Raw genomic sequence first — 20252 nt, 5'->3', positions numbered from 1 at the left:
CCCGCGGAGCGGGTAATGCAGCGGCAAGCCGCTGCATATTGAACGCCTTCGCTTCGCTTCGGCGGAATTCGCGCGCCAGCGCGCGAATTGGATTCCGTGAACGGAATCTTGATGGTGTGTCAATTCGCGCAAGCGCGATTGACGGAATATTGATGGTGTGCCATTTCGCGCAAGCGCGAATTGGCAGGGATTCCCGCAAGCGGGAATCCGGCTGACTGGGAGGGGTGGGCGGCTCGGGCGTGATGCACTGTGTAGGTTTCGTTTTTGGCTGGCACCACCCCTGTTGACGCCTTGTTCGATTCCGGCTGCGGGTCGGCGCGTGGTCCGTGGCCTGATCGTGCCGGCGGGCCTGGTGCGGGGCCGGCTCCTTCTCCGGGTGGCGTCCGCGGGCGGCGGCCGGAGAGTGCGATCGACGTCGTCCGCACTGCCGTCCTCGCCTTGACGGTGTGTCAGTGTACCTCGTCCACGGTGCACGTGGTGCCGATCCGGGTGAGGATCCTCGATGCGGCGCAACCCGCCGGGCGGCTCTTGATGCGGGATGATGCACTGTGTAGCTTTTGAGTTCTTGGGCCACGTCCTCCGGGGTGGGGGTCCGCTTTTCGGTTCGTCGACCGCTCGGCTCGTGTGCGTGCCCTGGGAAGGGAATTCAGAAATGGCTGTGAGGCTCAGGCCGCATCAGGTGGAGATGGTCGAGGCGATCGTGCGTGGGTTCGACATCCCGCCGGGTGGTGTGGTGCCGGCCGGCGGGATGCGGGTGACGGCGATCTCGCCGTGCGGGAGCGGTAAGACGATCAGTGCGGCGTCGGCGGCGCTGCGGATCGCGCGGGACGGGCGGGTGCTGGTGCTGGTGCCGACGCTGGACCTGCTGACCCAGACGGTGCAGGAGTGGCGGCGGGTGGGGCACGAGGGGCCGGCGGTGGCGGTGTGCTCGCTGCGGGACGACGGGCTGCTGTTCTCGCTGGGGGTGCGGTGCACCACCAACCCGCTGCAGCTGGCGCTGTGGGCCGGCAGCGGGCCGGTGACGGTCTACGCCACCTATACCAGCCTGGACGTGCTGGAGGCAGCGTTCCAGGGCGCCTACGGGCAGGCGTTGGAGCCGGTGGACCTCGCGGTGGTGGACGAGGCGCACCGGACGTCGGGGAGTCTGGGGAAGGCGTGGGCGGACATCCACCGTCAGGAGGTGATCCCGGCGGTGCGGCGGCTGTACATGACGGCGACGCCGCGGGTGTGGCAGGACCGGGCGGGGTGGGAGCCGCGGGAGGGGGTGCGGGATCCACTGCCGGAGGAGATGGCCGCGTCGATGGACGATGAGACGATCTTCGGGCCGGTCGTATACAGACTGACCATGGGGGAAGCGGTCTCCCGAAAAGTCCTGGCGCGGTATCAGATCATCGTGGTGGAGATCCCCGACCCCTACCTCACCCCGGAGCTCCTCGGCGGGGCCGAGCGCAACGAGGAGCGGGTGCGGGGGCTGCGGCTGGGCGCCACGCAGGCCGCGATGATGCGTACCGCGGCCGAGCACCGCCTGCGGACCATGATCACTTTTCATCACCGGACCGTGGAGGCGGAGGCGTTCGCGGCCGGCCTACCGAAGGTCGCGGCGCAGCTGCATGCGGACGACCCCGGCTTCTACCCTGCGCCGGCGGATGTGTGGGTGGACTGGCTGTGCGGCGAGCACCCGGCCGAGGAGCGGCGCGAGGTGCTGGGCGCGTTCGGTCGTTGGCCGGGCCTGGCGGTGCTGTGCAACTGCCGGGTGCTGGGTGAGGGCGTGGACGTGCGGGCCGTGGACTCGGTGGCGTTCCTGGACCCGAAGGGGGCGCCGGTGGAGATCGTGCAGGCGATCGGGCGGGCGCTGCGTAAGAAGCCGGAGGACGACAAGCTGGCCTCGCTGGTGGTGGTGTGCTTCACCCGGCCCGGGGAGAGCGAGGAGGACATGGTCACCTCCGCGTCCTACCGGCCGCTGGTGCGCGTGTTGCAGGGCCTGAGGGCGCACGACGAGGAGGCCGTGGACGTGCTCGCCATCCCCACCACCAACACCCCCAACGCCGCCCCGGTGCGGATCGGGCAGGCGCCCGGTGAGGGCGAGCAGGAGAGCCGGCTGCTGGTGCGGTTCTCCTCCACCCGGGACCCGTACTTCCTGGCGGACCTGGTGTCGTTCAACGTGATCGACACCGAGCGCCTGGACTGGACCCGTGGCTACATGGCCGCCAAGGCCTACCGGAAGCGCGAGAAGCACCTGCGGGTCCCCTACGAGCACAAGGAGGCCGGGTATGGGCTCGGGCGGTGGATCAGCGCGCAGCGCCGGGTGCACGGGGCCGGGGCGATGGAGGGCGGCCGGTACAAGCGGCTCGAGGCGCTGGGGATGGTGTGGGACGAGCAGGAGGCGGTGTTCGAGGAGAACCTCGCGGCGGCGCGGGTCTGGTACGCCGAGCACCGGACCCTGGCGGCACCGCGGGGGGCGGTGGCGCTGGATCGGGCGGTGGGGCAGTGGCTGTCGAACTGTCGGCGCCCGGGCGCGTTGGACGGGCATCCCCGGCGGGCCGCCGCGCTGGCGGCGGTCGATCCGGACTGGAACCCGGCCTGGCCGATCGCCTGGCAGCGGCACTGGGCGGGCGTGGCGGTGTGCCTGGACGGCAGGGCGGCCCTGGCGGATCTGCTGCCCGGGGTCACCGTCGACGGCGACGACATCGGCCGCTGGCTGGAACGCCAGCGCCGCCCCGTCACCTGGCAGGGCCTCATGCCCGAACAACGCGAACGCCTCCAGCGGCTCGGCATCCAACCCCACCCACTCCCCCAGCCCCGGGGCGCAGCGGCGGCCGGGCAGCCGGGCGCGGCGGGTGTGTCTGGTTCGGCGCCGGGCGCAGCGGCGGGCGCTGCTGGTGGTGGCTTGGGGGCGTTCGAGCGGGGTGTGGCGGCGCTGCAGCGGTACGTGGAGCGGGAGCAGCGCGTCGTGGTCCCCCGGGGCCACGTCGAGGTCCTGGAGGACGGCAGCGAGGTGAAGCTCGGGGTGTGGCTGTCCAACGTGAAGAGCCGCCGGGATCGCCTCGACGCGGCGCAGCTCGGGGTGCTCGCCGGGCTGGGGCTGCCCTGGGCGGCGGTGGTCGAGGCCTGACGGATGTTGGTGGGAGTGGCCAGAGCACGCCCGCGCGATGTTGGAAGTCCGGAAGAGGAGTTCCAGGTCGTCAGGCGCTCGTCGCGTTGGTGTCACTCGTCAACGCGGTCGGATGTGGCGGCGCTGAGGAGGCGGGTGTGGGGCTTGGGGTTCGCTGCGCCGGGTGAGGGGGCTGTGGGTGTCGGTGTGCTCTGACAGGATGGCGGTGTGCCTGATTACGACCTGAATCGCCTCGGCTCTCGAGCGTTCGAGCAGATGGTGGTGGCACTCGCCCGCCGGGAACTCGGGCCGGGTGTGCGGGTCTTCGGCGATGGCCCGGACGGTGGGCGTGAGGCGACGTTCGAGGGGACGATCAATTGGTCCGCGACATCGGAAGGGGTCGCCCCTGCGCTGGATGTCTGGACGGGTTACACCGTGTTGCAGGCGAAGTTCCAGGTCAAGCCGAAGGCGACTCCGCGTGACAACGCGCTCTGGTTGCAGCAGGAGATCCGGAAGGAGCTCGATCACTGGCTCGAGGCGGCCAAGAATCACACCCGGCTCCGGTTGCCTGATTACCTGATCTTCGTGAGCAATGTCGAACTGTCGTCGGTCGCCAGGGTGGGTGGGATCGACAAGATCGACTCGTTCGTGAGCAGTCATCTGGAGAAGGAGAGAAAGCCGCACAGTCGTTTGCGGGTCAAGGGGGTCGTGATCTGGCATGCCGACCAGATCAGGTCCATGCTGGACGCCCACCAGAGCGTGCGCTGGGCTTTCCCGGGGCTGCTCACCGTCGGCGACGTGATGTCGAGGCTCAGCCCGGAGCGGGTAAGCCTCGGATCGTTGGAGGCGCGGGACCCGCTGCGGGAGGAACTCCTGCACTCCCTCAAGGCCGACCGGTGGGTGAGGCTGAGTCAGTCCGGCGGGCCCGGCGACGCGAAGCTGTGGCTGGACGACATTGCCATCGACCTGCCGGCGGCTGTCGAGGCTGCGGACGGCGGCACCGTCCAGGCGGTGCGGTACGTGCTCGAACTCGGAGACATGGTGCTGCGCCCCCGCGAGCCTGACCGTGTCAGGCGCCCGAACCTGGTCCTGGTGGGCGGTCCCGGACAGGGCAAGTCCACCCTCAGCCAGCTCATTGCGCAGGCCTACCGCACGGCGATGCTCACCGACGCGGACACGGGACCCGGTGCCGAGGAGATCTTGGCGGGCACGCGGGAAGCCATGAATCGGCTCGATCTGCCGGTGCCGGGCAACCGGCGTTGGCCGACGCGGATCGACCTCGCCAAGTACGCCGAGGAACTGGCTTCCGGCGCAGAGGTGAGCTTGCTGCGGTGGATCTCCCGACAGATCCTCAGGCGCACCGACCGGGACGTCTCGGCACAGGCTCTGCGTGACTGGTTGGCGGCGTGGCCCTGGGCTCTGATCCTCGACGGTCTCGACGAGGTCCCCTCGCAGGCGGACCGACGTCTCGTCTATGACAAGATCGACGAGCTGCTCACGACGGCCGAGGACCGTGATGCGGACCTTCTCGTGGTGGTCACCACCAGGCCGACCGGCTACGACGAGCGCTTCTCAGCGGACACGTTCCGCCATCTCTTCCTGCAGCGGCTACCGGCCGATCATGCCGCGGCGTTCGCGCGGCAGATCACCGACAAGCGGTTCACCAACGACGACGAGATGCGTTCGAAGGTCGGCGGCCGGATGGTCGACGCGTCACGCGATCCGGTCACACTGCGGCTGATGGAGACTCCGCTCCAGGTGACGATCATGTCATTCATCGTGGAGAAGTTCCCCACCCTGCCGCCCGACCGGTTCACTCTCTTCAACCTGTACTACCAGACGATGTTCGAACGGGAGGTCGCCAAGGACATTCCGATCGCCCGGTTCCTGTCGCAGCACCGGATTCACATCGACCGGCTCCACGAACAGGTCGGCCTCACCCTGCAAGCAGCCTCCGAGACGGCCGACGGGGCGGAGGCCGCCATGAACCCCGAAGATCTCCACGCTCTGGCCGTCGCCCGGTTCGTCTCCCGCGGGTTCGAGCCCGCCCAGGCCGACCGCGGCGCCACTGATCTCGTCAGGGCCGCCACCCAGCGGCTGGTCCTCCTGGCCCCCCGCGACGGTGGCGTCGGCTTCGACATCCGCACCCTGCAGGAGCTGATGGCCGCCCGTGCCCTCACCGAAGGCGACGACCTCCAGGTCATGGCCCGGCTGCGCCTCATCGCCCACCACCCGCACTGGCGCAACACCTGGCTCCTGGCTGCCGGCCATCTCCTGCTCGCCTCGGAGCGCTTCGAGAGAAGCCTCCTCACTCTGCTCAAGCAGCTCGACACCGACTCCCACCGCCTGAACGGCCGCTTCCCCACCGCCCCGTCCCTCGCCGCCGAGATCCTCGACGACAACCTCGCCCGCGACCGCCCCCGGTTCGAACGGGGTCTGGCCCAGTGTCTGTTCACCGTGCTGGACCACCCTCCCGTCAACAATCGCATCGGCCTCGGCGCCGCTCTCGTGCGCCTGGCCCGCCCCCCGCATCGCAGGCTCGTCTTCGACCGCCTCCACGCGGCCGCCTCGGCCGGCGCTGCACAGCGCGCCGCCGCGGCACTCGTGCTCCAGGGGATGCGCCGTGCTTCCCCCGACCCCGGCCAGCGGGTGAACATCGACAACGCCTACCGGCACCTGGCGCTGTCCCAGGGCGAGGCAGCGGCCGTGGAGGCGTGGCTCGATGCCAGGCAGACTGCAGGCGAGGCGGCCCGGATGTCCACGATGGCCGCGCACCTCGAGGCGCTCGTCGAGCCGTACGGTCTGTCACCCGAGGATCGGCAGCTGCTGCACACCGGTCTTGCGGTGCTGGGCGACAGCCGGTTCAAGCTCCTTGACGATGCCCAGGAAACAGCCGTGCCCAGCCGCCGGCCTCCCGGTCGGCCCGAGGCGCTCCTGACGGCACTCCGACGCGAGGACATCGCGCAGGCCCTCGAGTTCGCGCTCGAGAACGCGCCGTCTTCGCACTGGGCCATCGAGGCCACGCTCGGCTACGCCTTCAAATCCGCACAAAACCGGCAGCCCGTCGGACCTGCGCTCCTGCGCAGCATTGCCGAGGCCAACGCCTCAGCCGACGAGGCCGACGGCTGGTAGCAGGACGGAGTCCCGGGGCACCGCGCTGGCAGCTCCACCGCGTCCCGGCCTGAGCCGCCCGCGAAACAGGACAAGAACGACGCGCAGCAGCGCTTCGAGAAGGGCTGCTGCGGGGGGATGGTCATAGGCGAGCCGGGGGCGACGGTCCCACATCGGGGGGCGGGCCTGGTCGGGCAGGCAGGTTCCGGGCCGGTCGGGGCGGAGGTAGCCGGGTGCGGTACGGCCGTGTGCCAGGAGGTTCTTCGCTCTTGCCCGGCGGGGATCTCTCGGTTCCGGGAGCGCGCCGAAGAATTTCCTGCTGCGGGGTTGCCGGGGCTGCGGCGCCGTCACATCGGCAGGTGCGGCGGTGCGGTGGGGGTGCTGCCCCGGGACGGCAGGGCCCGGTGGGGTCGGTGCACGGCGAGGTGCAACTGGGCCCGTGGGGTCTACCTTGGCCCCATGGTCAGCAGCGTTGAGCCCACCGACACTGAGAATCAGCCCACCTGCACCGGGTGCGGCCGCACGGCCAGTCCCTCCCCGGGGTGGGTGTGCCCGGCCTGCGGCGGCACGGCCCGTACATACCGGCTGAAACCGGCGATCGTGGTCACGAGTGCGCGCCCCCTTGGCATGGAGATCATCTACAACACCGGCCGCCGGTGGCAGAAACGCTGGCGCGAGGTGTTGGCCGGCCTCGCGGAACTGGAGAAGTGGAGCCGGGGAGAGGGCGATCCCGGCCTGTCCGGGGAGCAGCGCAAGAAGACGCCCGAGCAGTTCAGCCTGGACTGCCTTCACCTGAAGGACTGGCTGATCAACGACCCTGCGGCAGCGGTGAACAAGAAGACGGTGGAGGACCACGCTCACGGCAGCCCGTCCATCAGCCTGGCGATGGCTGTGGCCAACACCGACAAGCACCACACCCGGCGGCCCGGGCAGACCACCGCGTGGGTGGCCAGAGCGGTCACCCCCGCCGACGGCAGCGGAAGCGTGTCCTTCCTCGTGGAATGGCAGAAGCCGGACGGTTCGAGCGGCAGCACGGACGCTCTGGACATGGCCACCCGGGCCGTGAGCGACTGGCGGTCGTTCTTCGCCGCCCACGGCCTGACCGAGTAACCCCGCGCCGGGGACCAGGGGCAGCCGGATACGACCGGACCTGAAAGGCAACCCGAGGTGGGACATCACCGACCGCCTCGACACCGATCTCCCCGGCGAGGAGGCCGGCCACACAGTCCGTCTCGTCACCCGGGTTCAGGAGGCGGCGGGCGGGCGACCGGTGGTGTCCAGGAGGCGGGCCTTGGCCGCGGTGAACTCTTCGGGGGTCAGGGCGCCCGCGTCGGCCAGGTGCTGGAGCTTGGCCAGTTCGTCGGCGAGCGAGGCTCCCGGGTCGGCGGCGGAGCCGGTGGAGGATGCCGGCCGGTGCAGGGCGGCGATCGCCTCCTCGACGGCCGCGCGCAGCTTCTCGAACGCCGGAGCCTGGTTCTTCATGACGAGCACGCTGTTCTCATCCTTGATCGCGCTGCTGGTCTGCGCGCCGAAGGCGGAGCGCCGCTCGTTACCGCCCGGGACGGTGAACTGGATGAAGCCGTTCACCAGCAGCCCCGGCGGCTTCCACTGCACCGCGGTGATCTGCGCGATCGGGATCCGCTTCTCGCCCTTGCCCACCGACGTCCGCGCGAGGAACCCCTTGCGGGTGATCGTCACGTACTCGCCGTCGAAGGCGACGTGCCCGTTGTGTCCCTTGGCCTCGATCACCCCACCAGCATCCGCCACCCATCCACCCCACGCACCCGCGCCGGGACACAGCGCGAGCCGGGACAACGGACGTGCCGGGCGCAGCGAGGCGGTGCCCGGCACGAGGCGAACGCCCCGGACTCGGGAGCCGGCTCGCATCCGGCTTGCGGTGGCCGCCCCGTGGCCAGGGTGGGCGACCGGGAACAGGGCGGGGCGGGGCGGCCTATGGCGTGGGGGTGGGCCCGGTCGTGGTGGGCTCGTCGGGGAGGCCGAGCGCGGCGCGTAGGAAGGTCGCGTAGCTCTCGAGGGCGTCGGTGTCGGCGGGCCCGGGCGGGAGAGCCATCGCGATCTTTACCGCAAGGTCCTCCTCCCGTGTGACCCCGCCGACGGCGACGAACTGGCCCCAGGCCCACCAAACGGGGTGCTGGAGCATCCGCCGGACCGCCTCGGGCTCCATCCTGAGCGGGATGTCCTCCTGGGACGCGATGCCGAGGATGCTGCCGAGAATGGCGAAGCTCTGCAGGGCCGTGGCGTGAAGCGTCGTGCGGGCGGTACGCAGGAGCTCCTCGTCGGACGCCGCTTCCACCGCCGCGATCATCGACTCGGCGTCGAACACGACGGAGGGCCAGGGGCTGTCACCGCGCAGCAGCGCCTGGCTCTCCCGGGCGGCGACCAGCTGCTTCATGGTGTCCGTCTCGTCCTCGGACAGGCCCAGGGCGAGGCCGAGGGATTCGGCGATCTCGTCCTGGCCGACGGCGTCCGGCCCGCCGGCGAAGAGCCGCAACCCCGCCGCCATCAATGGGCCCGGCCGCTTCCACCGCGGCATCCGGGGGATGTCGTGGAAGTCCAGGTTCTCGTCGGCGGCCAGGTCAAGGAGGACGGCGTGGGTGTCCGGCAGCCGCCCGGCCACGGACTCGGCGCGCCGGCCAGCGGTGGCCAGCAGGGCCTCGGCCCGCGCGTCGTCCGCCTCCTCGCTCGACAGGGCGGCGCCGGGCGGGTGGCCGGCGCCGGACGGGGCGAAATCGGCCACCGCACGGCGCAGGGCCCCCGTGACGGCATGGCGCAGGGCGCCGGGCGAGGAGCCGTCCATGCTCTGCGCGAGGGGTCCCACGAGCGCGGAGGCGGGGGTGCGGCCCTGCCGGGAGGTGCGGGCGAGGGCCTCGGCCCGGGCGAGGGTGGCCGGCAGGAGCCGTGCGCGGGTGCCACGCCCGCGTCCGAGACCGGTACGGGGGTGGCGGGGCAGCGATCCGGCGGTGCGCCACCGCTCGAGCTGGGACACCGTCACGGTGACGCCGCGGTCCGCGAGGGCCTGGATCAGTTCGGCGTCCGCGCCGGAGGCAGGGGTTCGAGGCACCTCGCGATTACAACCCCGCGAAGTGCGCGGCTTCAACACGCGTGCGGCATGAGGTCATCAGGTGTCACGAACCGTCCGGTGGAAGGACCTCTCCTGCTCATGCTCCACAGTCTTGTGAACGCGAACGGCACGATCCCGTGTGTGGCCATCCTCGCGGCCCTCGCGGCCCATCTGCGCCAGCTCACCCTGCTGGCCGGGTTCCTGGCCGCGTTGCGCGGTGCCCGGGGCGCGAGCCGCGCCGCCATGTTCACCGTGTTCGCCCGGCACCTGACGGGCGGCCGCCGGGGGCCGCAGATGTAGGCGAGCCGCGTGTCCCACGGGCAAGGCCGGAAGCCGCAGCCCAGGGGCGGGCGGTGTGAGGCATCGCGGTCCGCCGGCACGGCGAGGACCGGTCCCGGCGCTTACGGTTCTGGCGTGAGCGAATCTTCGGACCCGACGCTGCGGCGGCTGAACCGGGACGTCCTGGCCGTGCGTGGCTGGCCCGCGTTCGGCGGCATGTTCGACCTGCTGAACGAGTGGCCCGCCGATGTCCCGGTCCGGCAGGGGGTCTATGTCTTCCTGGCGGCCGGGAAACGGATCGGCTATCCCGTCGGTGAGTCGTCGATCGTCTACTTCGGCAAGGCCGAGCAGCAGCGGGGGATCCGGGGACGGGTCGGCTACCACCGGGGCGTGATCAGGCGCGGTCCCGACGAGCGCTGGCCCGGGCATCCGGCGCACGAGTGGTTGATGGCACGGGGCGGGTTCTGCCTGTACTCCGTGGCGCCGGACGATGCCCGCCTCGGCAGTCCGTCCGACAGTGCCCGCTGGATCGAGCGTCGGCTGGCCGGAGCGTTCCAGCGGCTGCACCGCACCCGCCCGGTCGGCAACGGGATCGGTGCCTGACGGTCCGGCAGTGGCCGGGCCGGCGCGGCCCTCGGGCGCAGGGTGTTGCCGTCCTGCGTGGGTGTTCGTGGTCGCCTGCCGGTCCGGATGGTGCCGGGCGTCGATCAGTCGCCGGCGGTGTCCTGGCACATCAGCTCGTCCACGTCGAGGAGGAGAGGCGCGGGCTGGAGGGTCTCGGTGTTCTCCGCCCGGCCGTCGAGGTTGGTGGCCGTGCGCTCCAGTGGGTGGCCAGGGCGGTGGTGTGCCGCTGGTCGGCGATGACGGTCACGGGGTCGAGCAGGACGTGTCCGTGGGCCCGCACGTCGACGGCCGGGTACCGGATCACCGTCGAGTCGGCGGTGGACTCGATCTCCGGCCAGCGTGCGATCGGGCCGGCATGACGGGCACGGTGACGGCGTAGAGGTTGGTGGTCTCCTCCAGGCAGCCTGCGAGACGGATCCGGGCCTGGGTGAAGCCGTCGAGGGCATCGGCCGGCCTGCCGCTGGTGGTCGCGCTGGCCGGGCTCGGCGCGGGCACCGCGCTGACCACCCTGCTGGCCGCCGTCACCGACCAGGCCGGTGACAGGGGTGGTCATGCCCGCACGCTACGCCCGGCCGCCGACAGCGGGCGCGGAGTTTTCCGGCGGCCCCGGAGCGGGTCGGGCGTCACCGCCCTGCCGGCCGGCCGCCCGGCCCGTTCGGGGCCGCCGGTGGCGCGGACTACGCTGGCCGACACGGGACTTCGAGGGGAAGGAAGCGTCCTGGGCGGAGCCGGGACACGCGAGGGCGGCGGGGGTGACGGCGCGCGCGTCTTCATGGCGTTGCCGGCACCACAAGCGGCGGACGGCGGCCTCTTCGAGCGGTGCCTGGCGGATGTGGTCCGGGTGCTGGGCCTGGACGCGGTTCGCGAGCCGGACACCGACAACCGTATGTGGGGCCATCGCATCCGGGCGGCACTGCGCGAGGCCTGCAAGCAGGAGGCGGCCTTCCCCGAGGAGGCGTTCGAGGTGCTGCTGAGCGCGGCCGTGAACGACCCGGGCCCGAGCTTCAACCGGTGGTTCGTCGAGGCCGCCCTGAACGCCTTCGGACGCGGGCGGGTCCGCTCCCTGCTGACCGGCTACCTGCGGGAGGGCACGGACGCGCAGCGCGCAGGTGCCGCGCGGGCCTGGTACTGGACGGCCCTGCGGCTCGACCACCCGGGGATCCGGGTGGCCGGCCACACCGAGGACGGCGCGGAGCCCGACGACGCCTCGGTCGGCGTGCGCGAGTGGCACCAGGCGGCGCTGCGGGAGTTCGTGGACAACGAGGACCTGGACGTCCGCCGCTGCATCCTCCCCGGCCTGCCCCTGTACCCCTCGGCCTACCCGGCGCCCCTGCACCACCTCGTGGACGAGGCGATCGCGATCGCCCGGTCACACCCGGACGAGATCTGCGGCACCGGGTCGAGCACCAGGTCCGCGACTGACACCGGTGGCGGCCGCCGCACCGGGCGCAGTGGGCGGTTCCCCGTGTACGCACGCCGTCGACGCGGTCAGGCCGCTGTGTACGGGGCGGATGTTCGGCTCGGCTACCGGTTGCCCAGTTTGGGGGTCAGGGTGCCGCTGCGGCGCATCGGTCCGCTGTTCTCGCTCCACACCGGTTCGCCGCAGCGCAGCAGCGTCCATCCCTGGCGGCGGGCATCAGCTCACCGACGCCGCCCGAGCAGGCGCGTGACGAAGGCCGCCCGTTGGTCGAGCAGGCCCCGTTCCCGGTGGGCGTCGCTGCGGTGTCCCTCCGCGCGGGCGGATGCGTCCTGGGCGTCCCCGTCGGCGGGCGGCGTCCAGTGCGTGGTGGAGGGCGTCGGCCTCGACCTCCTGCGGCGACCGGGGGGACGACAGTTGCTCGTTGACCGCGGCCAGGTGGGCGCGCCACTGGGGCAGCATCCAGCCCCTGCCGGCGATGGTCGCCTCGGTCTCGGCGATCAGCTGGGAGACCGGCGACGGGCAGAGGAAGACGGAGAGACGCCCGAAGGCACCGAAGGTGCAGTGCGTGTAGTCGGCGGCCTGGGCGATCTGGGCGCCGAACTCGGCGGCGCCGTTGATCTTCTCGGGGAACTTGAACTCGACACCGAGGATGGGCTGCGCGTCGAACCAGCCGGTGGGGTCGATCGGCCGCAGGACGGCGTCGATTCGAACTGCTTCTCCGGTGGGGTACCGCCCCGTGACTTCCCGCTCGATGTGGAAGTGGGCCGCGAGGACGTCCAGCACGCTGTCGGCCATCTCCCGCTCGCTTCGGTAGACGCCTGCCGGTGGTGCCACGAGGTCCCGGTACCGCACCCGTCCAAGGGTGCCCGGCACCACTGACACCCGGGAGTTCGCCAGGGACATCCGTCGGGGCGGATGGTTGCGTGGCCGCCGGTGCTCGTCACGGGTGGGCTCGCGGGGTGGGGCGGTCGGGTGGGGTGCGGGCGGTCGCGCCACGCAGTCGCCGGCCGCGGGTGAGCCATTCTTCGGCTTCCCGGCGCTCTTCCGGAGTGACCCTGTCCCCGGCAGCGTTCAGCGTCGTCGAGAGCGAGCCCAGCAGGTGCGTCAGGGTGCGCGGGCCCAGGCCGGTGCCGAGGCGCCTCAGGTCGCGGAGGATGTCCTTGACCCGACGGTGCGCGGCTTCTGCGTCCCGTCGGCTTTGCCGCTGGGCTCCGGCCAGCGCGGCGGCTTCGTGTTCCGGCTTGGGTCCGCGGTCCTGAACGGGCTGCCGCTCACGGTTCTCGGCGGCCTGCCGCGCGCCTTCCGCGGCGGCCTGGCGCTCACGGTCCCTGGCTTCCTGGCGCTCCCGCAGGGCCTGTGCCTCCTGCTGGCGCCTATGGGTGTTGAGGAACCGCATCGCGGCGGTGACGATGTCGTTCTCCTCCTGGGTCCGGCGCTTGAGAGCCCGCCTGTCCACGCGCGCCAGCAAGGTACGCACCGTCTCCACCGCGCCCTCCTCAACGGCCCGGTGCAGTTGCTCGAGAACCTGCGCGCGTTCCCTCCGCTCCCCATCCAGCCAGGCCCGTGCCCGCTCCAGCGCGGCGGCAACCGGCTCGGCGCCGGTCCCCTCGTGCAGGCCGGCCGCCTCGATCTCACGGCACGCGGACAGCACGGCGAACCGGGAGCCGGACCGGATGGCGGCCTCGATGCGCAGCGCGGGCGGCGTCCGGTCCTGTCGGCGGGCGGGGGCGGGCGGCCGCCAGAGTCCTTGGCCGGCGGGGGTGGTGCGGGAGCGGGTGATCCGCTCGACGGCGGGCGTGTGCAGGCCCTGCGGTGTCATGGCGCAGTCGCCCAGGGCGAACCATTCGGTGTCCCGGGTGAGGGCCTGGGTGCCGATGCGTACTCTCCGGGCGGTGCCGACACTGTCGAACCGCACCCGGTGCACGTACCGGCGGCCGGCCAGCGTCCGGTCGTCGACCGGGACGGACATGCCCAGGACCGGCTCGAGAGTCTCGTCGTCCCATACCGGTGCCACCGCGCCGTCCAGGTGCAGGCGCAGCCCGCGGGCCTGGGGTTCCCAGTGGATGTCGACGATGGAGCCGAGCGGTGTGCCGTGGCGGACGCTGGCCTGCTGGCCCTCGAGCCAGTCCCGCGCCGCGGCGGTCGCGTACAGGTGGTCGGCGCTGGCCACGTCCCGGGCGCGGCGCTCGCACACGTGTGTGCCCGTCGGGTCGGGGAAGTGGGCGAAGTGACACACCCGGTCGGTGTACAGCTTCGTGGTGAGCCGGCCGCCGCAGCCTCCGAGCAGCAGGCCGCACCAGAAGGTGTCCTCGGCATGCCGGCGGCGGAAGGCTTCCACCTCGATCGCTTCCAGTGGCAGGAGCAGCGGGGCGTCGGACTCGGCGCCTCCCCGCACTGCGGTCTGGATGCGCCGCGTGTCACCCGGCAACGCCCCACCCCCAAATGGCTCGCGGAGCCCTCATCGTGCCACCGCGCCCGGTCCACGGTCTGCCCAGCGCCACAAACCCCCACGCCGGGTGGCCCGGGTAATCGGCGGACCAGAAGGCCCGGGGTGAACCCCTAGGGCGTGCGGTGCCGGGCGCAGCGAGGGACCGGCGGGCGGGCGGCGCCGGGTGAGGTTGCGGGGCGGAGAGGGCAGGATTCGAACCTGCGCGGGCCCCAGGGGACCCTGCTCGGCCATCGCTGGCCAGGCACCCGATGAACCGCTCCGGGCACCTCTCCCGGCCAGGAGTCCCGATCGGCCCCTGACGTGTTCTCAGGATGCCCCGGTGGCCTGACCGGGTGCTGACCGCCCACTGACCGACCCGGCACCGGGTGGCGGCGGGCGCAGTTGCTGCCGGCCCGTTGGCGTGATGCCTGGCCGGGCCGGGTCAGCTCGGTGAGGACGTGCTCCGAAGCCGGTTGAGTGCCAGGGAGAGCAGCAGGACGACAGGTCCCGGGACCATGAGGACCAGGGCGGGCGTTCCCGACAGGGGTACCAGGGGGCCGAAAAGCAGCGCGGCCCCCTGGGCGCCGCTGCCCGGTCCGGCGGGCCGGGCACCCTACCCGGCGGTCCTGCATGGTGCGGTGGCGCTCTACCCCGCGTGGGCGCGGGGCCGTGCCGGGGCCGGCTTCCAGGCAGGCGCGGGCCCGCGGCAACAGGGCCCGGGCACGGCGCAGGTGACGGACCACCTGCGGCAGGAGGGCGCCGCGGAACCGGTCGGCGGCCCGGAGCTCGGCGGCGGCCCGCTCGAGGAGGTCACCGGCGTGGTGAACGGCGTGGCCGCGGGCGCTGGCCCGGTACTCGACCGCGAGCGCCTGCGCGGTGTCGGCGAGCTCGCCGGCGCCGGGGTCCTCCAGCGGGTCCGCGCCGAAGAACACCAACCCGTCCGCCAGCTCGGCCAACAGGCCGTCCCTGCGTACCGTCCACCACGAACTCACGCTGTGATCATGCCCCATGACGGGCCGTATCGAAGCGTGAACAGGTCAACCCGCCCTCGGCGCGCAAGGCGCACGACCGGCGCAGAACCCGCTGCTGCCCCGGGCCGGCGTCCGTCGGTCCGGGGCAGCAGCGGGTTCGGTCATCCGACAGGACCGGGCGGCGCCGGCGGTCAGGGCGCAGCGGTCAGGGAGGGGCGGGCCCAGCCGGGCGGGCTCCGGGCGCCCGGGCCGGTCGGGGGCGCGGCGGGGATGGTCCGGAACGGCAGGGTCACCTTGGCCCCGTGGCCGGCAAGCAACCGGCGACCGTGCGGGCCACGGGCGCGGGCGCGAGCCGTGAGCGGGGCAGGTCCTGCGGCGGTCATCCGTCCTGGGCCGGTGGCCGGGGTGAGGTGGGCACTGGTGGGCTCGGTGGGTACCGGCCGGGCCGGACGGGACGGCGCCCGGGTGGGCTGACACCACGAAGATGCGCCCGTCGGCACGTCAATCCCCGCGCCGGCGGCCGATCCCGGGCGTCACGAGCCTGCCGGCACCCGGCGGAGCACGCGGCTGATCAGGCAGCAACCACAACGGCCGGATCTGTACGAACGGATTGCCGAGGATGGGTGGGCGTGATCGGTTGCGCCGGTCGGTCTCCTAGGCTCGCTGCACGGAGGCGGCCGGTCACCGTCCCTCCTGCCCTGATGCCTGTGGTGCGGCGGGGCCCGTGCTCCGCCGATGAGGAAGATGCGAGGAAGAGATGGCTTCGACGCCGAGTGAGCCCTACGGGACCGTTGTCAGCGCGAGTGGTGTGGAGGTCCGGGAGTACCCCAGTACCGACTCCAGGGCTGTCGGCGCGCTCCCGTCCGGCACCAAGGTCGGCCTGCGCTGCAAGGTCAGGGCCCAGAACATCGACGGCAACGACATCTGGTACCTGCTGCGCGACCAGCCCGGTTGGGTCACCGCCCGGTACGTGGACAACACCGGCACGGTGAAGCTGGCCGGCGACCTCGGCTGAGCCGGGGACTCGCCCCGGGGTGGAGCGAGAACCGGCGGCGGACACCTGTCACGGTGAACCACCGGCCGCCGAGCGGCGACGCTGCGGAGAGCCGACACCCGGCACCTCGGGCCCGGCGGCCCCGCACACTCCCCCACGCCGGGCGCAGCACGACCGGTCCGGCCGGGAGTTCGGCTGCTGACGGGCCGCCGTCGCACCGGGCCCCTCACCCCGGTCACCGCCACCGGGAGCGCCTGCCGCCCGCCGGGACGGACGGCGGCCGGGCGCGGTCGTTCCGGCGTCAGACGGACCCGGCCGGCTCCGGGCCGTGGGGTGGGCGGGTGCGCAGGTCGGCGTGCACGGTCTTCCCGTAGGGCTCCGGGGTGGCGCCCCACTGGCCGGCGGTGAGGTGGTGGATCAGCGCCATGCCGCGGCCGGACTCCGCATCGGGTCCGGCGTCGATCAGGCAGGGCAGGGTGCGGGATCCGTCCCGGACGCTGATCCGCACCCGAGCCTCGGTGATCCGCTCCACCGTGACCGCCATGCTCCTGTGGCAGCCCGTCCTCACCGCGTTGCCGGCCAGCTCGCTGACGACCACCTCGCCCGCATCGGCCAGCTCCTCCAGGCCCCAGGCGGCCAGCGCGGTGCGGACCAGGCGGCGGGCCTCGGCGGCGGAGCGCGGCTCGTACGGCAGCAGCGCCTTCATCACGTCGGGGGCCGGCGGGCGGGCGGCGGCCGGTTGCGCGGCCCGGACCGTCGCCGGCGGCCGGGCGGCGGCCCGAGCCGTCGGCGGTATCGCGGGCCGGACGGTCGCCGGTGCCGTCGGCGGGCGGGTGCTGGGGTGCGTGGCCACGAAGCTCCGGAGGGCGTTGCGAACGCGGTGGTGGCGCCGCGCAGGCCCCACCGGGGGAAGGACCCGCGCGGCGGCCCCTGACACGCCGCCCGCTCGTTGCGGCGGGTCGGGTGTCCGGCGCCCGCCGCAGCAGGCGACGACACCGACCGTAGGCGGCAGCCGATCCGGCCCTCAACGCGATTGCGGGTGATTGCGGGCTTTCACCCCAGGGAGTCGATCGCGGCAGTGACCAGGGCGCGGGCCGCAGCCCCGTGGACGGCCATCGCCGCCAGCGCGGCGAACGCGCGGTGGTAGTCGGCGAGTTCGCGGGGCTGGGTGACGGTGACCTCGGCGGTCAGCGTCTCCACCGACGCCTGGTCGTTGTCGAACAGGTAGAACGCCTCCAGCGGCCACACGGTGCGCGGCGCGGTGAACGGGATGATCCCGAGCGAGACGGAGGGCAGCGGCATCACCGCGAGCAGGTGGCCGAGCTGACCTGCCATCGTCGCCGCGTCACCGATCCGGTAGCGCAGGACCGTCTCCTCGACCAGGACGACGAAGCGGTGCCGGCCGTCGTGCAGCAGCCGGCCGCGCTCGGTACGGGCCGCGACCGCGTCCGCCACGTCGTCCGGGGTGCCCTGGAACGCGGTGATCGAGCGCATCAGGGCGGTGGCGTAGGCGGCGGTCTGCAGGAACCCCGGCACCACGTTGGAGACGTACGCCCGGCACACCGAGGTGTCCTGGTGCAGGGCCAGGGTGCCCTCCTGGACCTGCCGCATCCCCGTGCGGTGCAGGCGCCGCCACTCCAGGTACATCAGCTCCACCGTGCGCAGCGAGGCGATCAGGTCCGCGGCCTGGCCAGGCGCTCCGCAGGCGGTGCACCAGGCGCGCAGGTCGTCCTCGGCCGGCGCGGACTTCCCGCCGAGGATGCGGGAGGTCTTCGCGGGGTGCCAGCCGCAGCGCGCCGACAGTTCCTTGCCGTCGATCCCGGCGTCGAACATCAGCTCGCGCAGGCGGGCGGCGAGCGCGGCGCGGGCCGCCTGGGCGCTGGAGAGCGGGGAGGTGGGCATTGGGCTGTCCGTCCGGCGTGACGACGTGCTGCGCACTGGGTGCGTGCGGGGCGTGCGGGTGGGGTGCGGGGGTGTCAGACGGTGTAGTGCTCGTGCGGGACGGCCTTCTCCCAGACGGCCTCGAACGCGGTCGCGCACAGCTTCGCCACGGCGGCGTCGTCGCTGACGGTGTCCTCGGGGTCCGCCCAGTCGCCGTCGCCGGTGAAGTGGTTGAACATCACCACCTTGCCGTCGAACAGCCAGAAGTCGCTGCCCGGCAGCGCGATGGTAGAGGCCTCGATCCTCGGCAGCCAGCGGACCTCCTCGCCCGCGGCGACGTTGGTGAACGTCATCGAGTGCAGGTAGCGGGTGTACTCGCTGACCGGCTCGGAGACGATCCGCGCCCGGCGCACCACCACCCCGCGCGCCACTGTGGTCGCGATCGTGTCCAACCACGGCCGCCACCACGACGCCCGGTCCGCGGGATCGAGGCGGTCGCCGGCCCGCCACGCCTCGATCCGCTCCACCTCATCCGCGACCGCGTAGGTGTCGCGCATCTCCAGGTGCACCGCCGAGTGCCGGCACGCGGCGAGCAGAGCGGCGAAACCGCCCGCCGCCGCAGCGGACAGGTCAGAGGAGGCCGTCACGCTCTGCGTCATCGCATGCCTTTCGAAGGATCGGGATCATCCGGGCGGGGATGTGGACCACGGCCTCGTGGCCGGGGATGCCCGGCTCGTGGCCCGGCGCCCAGCTGCGACCGGCGACCTCGGCCAGCAGCGCGGCCTCGCCCTTCACACCCTGGATCACGATCCTCCGCCCGGGGCGGTCCACCCACACCGTGGGCGAGCCCTTGTCCCCCGTCTCGGGATCGATCCCGACGAAATCTAGCTCCACGACACCCTCCAGGACCAAGCCGGTTGCGGCCACTTGCACGCCACCGTCCCCTACGGGTGACCACCCGTCAAGAGACGCCAGGCCAACGGCATCCCGGGCCAAGCGAGCACCGCACCCGGGCAGGACGGGGAACTCCGCGCAAGGCCGGCCGCCGGCACCGTCCGGGAGACGCACAGACCCGATGGCGGGCCCCGGCGCCGGCGCGGGCCGAGTGGGACCGCGCCGGCCCGCCCGGCCACCGCGCCACGCGGGCGGGTGGGCGACGATGGCCGGCAGGCCCGGCGGGCCGAGCGGGGCGACGACGCCCGGGCCGGTTGCGGCGGCGGGTGGCGTGATCAGGCGGTGAACGCGCCCTCGTTGTTGTCGGCCAGGGCCTGGAGGTCCTGTGCGCTGCGACGGACGCGCCGGTTGGAGTAGTACACGACGCGTCCGTCGCCGGGGTCTCGGAAGTCGACCGAGCAGTTCGACCCGACGGTGCCGCCCGGGCATCCGCACCAGTCGATCCGCGCCTGCCAGCCGACTCCGCAGGGACCATCGCCCAGCAGGCGCACCAGGTCGGGGCAGGGCGGCCCGTCCAGGGCCTCCAGGCGCAGGCCGCCGATCGCGTCCCAGGCGTCGGTGGCGTTGACCGGGCCCGGGCCGGCCGTGGCCCGCACGCGGCGCAGCAGCGGGGACAGGAGGGTGGTGGGGTGGAGGGCGGAGGTGCGTTGGGCGGCGCGGGCGGCTTGTTCGGCCGCGTGCCAGTGCGCTCCGGTGTACGCCTCGGGGCGCCAGCGGTGGACGGCCGCGGCGGCCCGGGGCCACCAGCGGGTGGGGAAGCCGCCCAGGCTCAGGAGGGTGTTCGTGCGGGGGCGGTGGAGGTGGACGGCGTGGCCGATGGTGTGCCAGCGCAGGCCGGGGATGCCGACGACGTGGTCGCGGGGGTCGGCGTGAGGGCCCGGGTGGTCGGGGCGCCGGGCGGACAGGAGGGCCTCGGCCCACAGCCGTACGACGTAGGGCTGGGGGGTGAGACGGACGGCCAGCCGGTGCGGCTCGGGGTGGACCGAGCGGATGCCCAGCGGGTCGGCGCTGCGGATGCCGATGCGGCACACCCGCAGGAAGACGGCGGCCTCCAGGTCGGCCTGCTCCGGGTCGGCGGGGGCCGGGACGGTGCGCACGTCGGCGCCCGCCCGGTGCAGGGCCGCCAGGGCCTGGTGCGACTCGCCGGTGCAACGGCGGCGGTCGGCGGTGGCGGCCAGCAGGGTGGTGTCGAAGCCTGAGGGCATCGTCGTGGTCTTCCCGCGCCGGGACCCGCCCCTGTGGTGCCGGCGTCGGCGGTGACGTCCATCTCGACGGCCTGGTGCGCACGGGCGGGATTTCTGGCCGGTCCTGAGCGTCGGGGACAGGAGGGGCGTTCTCCCGTCGCGCGGCCGGGCACCCGCGTGCCCGGTCCGTATGCTCCCGCCCGCCCCCAGCTGCCGTCAACGCGCCACACCGC

Annotated in this window: 17 protein-coding genes and 1 pseudogene; 7 read left to right on the top strand and 11 right to left on the bottom strand. The window is 73.0% G+C overall.

Translation table 11 applies throughout. From position 1 onward, the window contains the following. Nucleotides 1-199, bottom strand: a 199-nt coding sequence (locus ACIOFR_RS34775) for a hypothetical protein (protein WP_401003600.1), incomplete at its 3' end; no start/stop codon positions are given. A 453-nt stretch (nucleotides 200-652) separates the two neighbouring features. Between ACIOFR_RS34775 and ACIOFR_RS34770 the strand changes: the two genes are divergently transcribed. The 3 genes from ACIOFR_RS34770 (at nucleotide 653) to ACIOFR_RS34760 (ending at nucleotide 7312) form a co-directional block, all read left to right on the top strand. Then, nucleotides 653-3112, top strand: a complete 2460-nt coding sequence (locus tag ACIOFR_RS34770; RefSeq protein WP_401003598.1) for a Helicase associated domain protein — start codon at nucleotides 653-655, stop codon at nucleotides 3110-3112. Between the two features lie 207 nt (nucleotides 3113-3319). Further along, nucleotides 3320-6223, top strand: coding sequence for an NACHT domain-containing protein (locus ACIOFR_RS34765; RefSeq protein WP_401003596.1), 2904 nt, complete (start codon nucleotides 3320-3322; stop codon nucleotides 6221-6223). A gap of 606 nt (nucleotides 6224-6829) precedes the next feature. Beyond that, the gene (locus ACIOFR_RS34760) at nucleotides 6830-7312 is read left to right on the top strand and encodes a hypothetical protein (RefSeq protein WP_401003594.1); all 483 of its coding nucleotides are present in this window, start codon (nucleotides 6830-6832) and stop codon (nucleotides 7310-7312) included. A gap of 135 nt (nucleotides 7313-7447) precedes the next feature. Here ACIOFR_RS34760 and ACIOFR_RS34755 read toward each other — a convergent pair whose 3' ends face one another. Beyond that, nucleotides 7448-7951 carry a DUF4429 domain-containing protein gene (locus ACIOFR_RS34755; RefSeq protein ID WP_401003592.1) on the bottom strand — a complete coding sequence of 168 codons (504 nt, stop codon included), beginning with the start codon at nucleotides 7949-7951 and terminating at the stop codon, nucleotides 7448-7450. Nucleotides 7952-8153: 202 nt separating this feature from the next. Next, the gene (locus ACIOFR_RS34750) at nucleotides 8154-9284 is read right to left on the bottom strand and encodes a hypothetical protein (RefSeq protein WP_401003590.1); all 1131 of its coding nucleotides are present in this window, start codon (nucleotides 9282-9284) and stop codon (nucleotides 8154-8156) included. A gap of 141 nt (nucleotides 9285-9425) precedes the next feature. Here ACIOFR_RS34750 and ACIOFR_RS34745 point away from each other — a divergent pair, with 141 nt between their 5' ends. Together ACIOFR_RS34745 and ACIOFR_RS34740 are read left to right on the top strand one after the other, a co-directional pair. After that, nucleotides 9426-9584, top strand: a complete 159-nt coding sequence (locus tag ACIOFR_RS34745; protein ID WP_401003588.1) for a hypothetical protein — start codon at nucleotides 9426-9428, stop codon at nucleotides 9582-9584. A 114-nt stretch (nucleotides 9585-9698) separates the two neighbouring features. Continuing rightward, complete coding sequence (locus ACIOFR_RS34740; RefSeq protein ID WP_401003586.1) at nucleotides 9699-10166, top strand: hypothetical protein; 468 nt, start codon at nucleotides 9699-9701, stop codon at nucleotides 10164-10166. A gap of 130 nt (nucleotides 10167-10296) precedes the next feature. Here ACIOFR_RS34740 and ACIOFR_RS34735 read toward each other — a convergent pair whose 3' ends face one another. Next, nucleotides 10297-10740, bottom strand: a complete 444-nt coding sequence (locus ACIOFR_RS34735; RefSeq protein ID WP_401003584.1) for a hypothetical protein — start codon at nucleotides 10738-10740, stop codon at nucleotides 10297-10299. A gap of 288 nt (nucleotides 10741-11028) precedes the next feature. Between ACIOFR_RS34735 and ACIOFR_RS34730 the strand changes: the two genes are divergently transcribed. Continuing rightward, entirely contained in the window at nucleotides 11029-12486 is a 1458-nt protein-coding gene (locus ACIOFR_RS34730) for a hypothetical protein (RefSeq protein ID WP_401003582.1), read from the top strand. Between the two features lie 61 nt (nucleotides 12487-12547). Here ACIOFR_RS34730 and ACIOFR_RS34725 read toward each other — a convergent pair whose 3' ends face one another. Continuing rightward, the gene (locus ACIOFR_RS34725) at nucleotides 12548-14002 is read right to left on the bottom strand and encodes a hypothetical protein (RefSeq protein ID WP_401003581.1); all 1455 of its coding nucleotides are present in this window, start codon (nucleotides 14000-14002) and stop codon (nucleotides 12548-12550) included. A 231-nt stretch (nucleotides 14003-14233) separates the two neighbouring features. Further along, a pseudogene (locus ACIOFR_RS34720) lies at nucleotides 14234-14328 on the bottom strand. Nucleotides 14329-15763: 1435 nt separating this feature from the next. On the opposite strand from ACIOFR_RS34720, the gene ACIOFR_RS34715 reads away from it, so the two are divergent. Beyond that, nucleotides 15764-16021: an SH3 domain-containing protein gene (locus ACIOFR_RS34715; RefSeq protein ID WP_401003579.1), complete on the top strand. Its 258-nt coding sequence runs from the start codon at nucleotides 15764-15766 to the stop codon at nucleotides 16019-16021. Between the two features lie 280 nt (nucleotides 16022-16301). On the opposite strand, the gene ACIOFR_RS34710 is transcribed toward ACIOFR_RS34715, so the two are convergent. The 5 genes from ACIOFR_RS34710 to ACIOFR_RS34690 form a co-directional block, all read right to left on the bottom strand. Beyond that, nucleotides 16302-16853 carry an ATP-binding protein gene (locus ACIOFR_RS34710; RefSeq protein ID WP_401003577.1) on the bottom strand — a complete coding sequence of 184 codons (552 nt, stop codon included), beginning with the start codon at nucleotides 16851-16853 and terminating at the stop codon, nucleotides 16302-16304. 200 nt (nucleotides 16854-17053) lie between these two features. Then, a complete protein-coding gene (locus tag ACIOFR_RS34705) occupies nucleotides 17054-17902 on the bottom strand; it encodes a DUF5753 domain-containing protein (protein WP_401003575.1) in 849 nt (282 codons plus the stop codon). 74 nt (nucleotides 17903-17976) lie between these two features. Next, on the bottom strand, nucleotides 17977-18528 hold the full coding sequence (locus tag ACIOFR_RS34700; protein WP_401003573.1) for a DUF6879 family protein: 552 nt from the start codon (nucleotides 18526-18528) through the stop codon (nucleotides 17977-17979). Beyond that, complete coding sequence (locus tag ACIOFR_RS34695) at nucleotides 18512-18808, bottom strand: hypothetical protein (RefSeq protein ID WP_401003572.1); 297 nt, start codon at nucleotides 18806-18808, stop codon at nucleotides 18512-18514. Before ACIOFR_RS34695 ends, ACIOFR_RS34700 begins: the two co-directional genes overlap by 17 nt. Nucleotides 18809-19110: 302 nt before the next feature. Further along, complete coding sequence (locus tag ACIOFR_RS34690; RefSeq protein ID WP_401003570.1) at nucleotides 19111-20040, bottom strand: hypothetical protein; 930 nt, start codon at nucleotides 20038-20040, stop codon at nucleotides 19111-19113. Nucleotides 20041-20252: the final 212 nt, after the last annotated feature.

This window comes from Kitasatospora sp. NPDC088346 (assembly GCF_044740765.1).
Lineage (GTDB): Bacteria > Actinomycetota > Actinomycetes > Streptomycetales > Streptomycetaceae > Kitasatospora.
The sequence above is the reverse complement of the archived record's forward strand: the minus strand, read 5'-3'. Positions and strand labels throughout refer to the sequence as shown.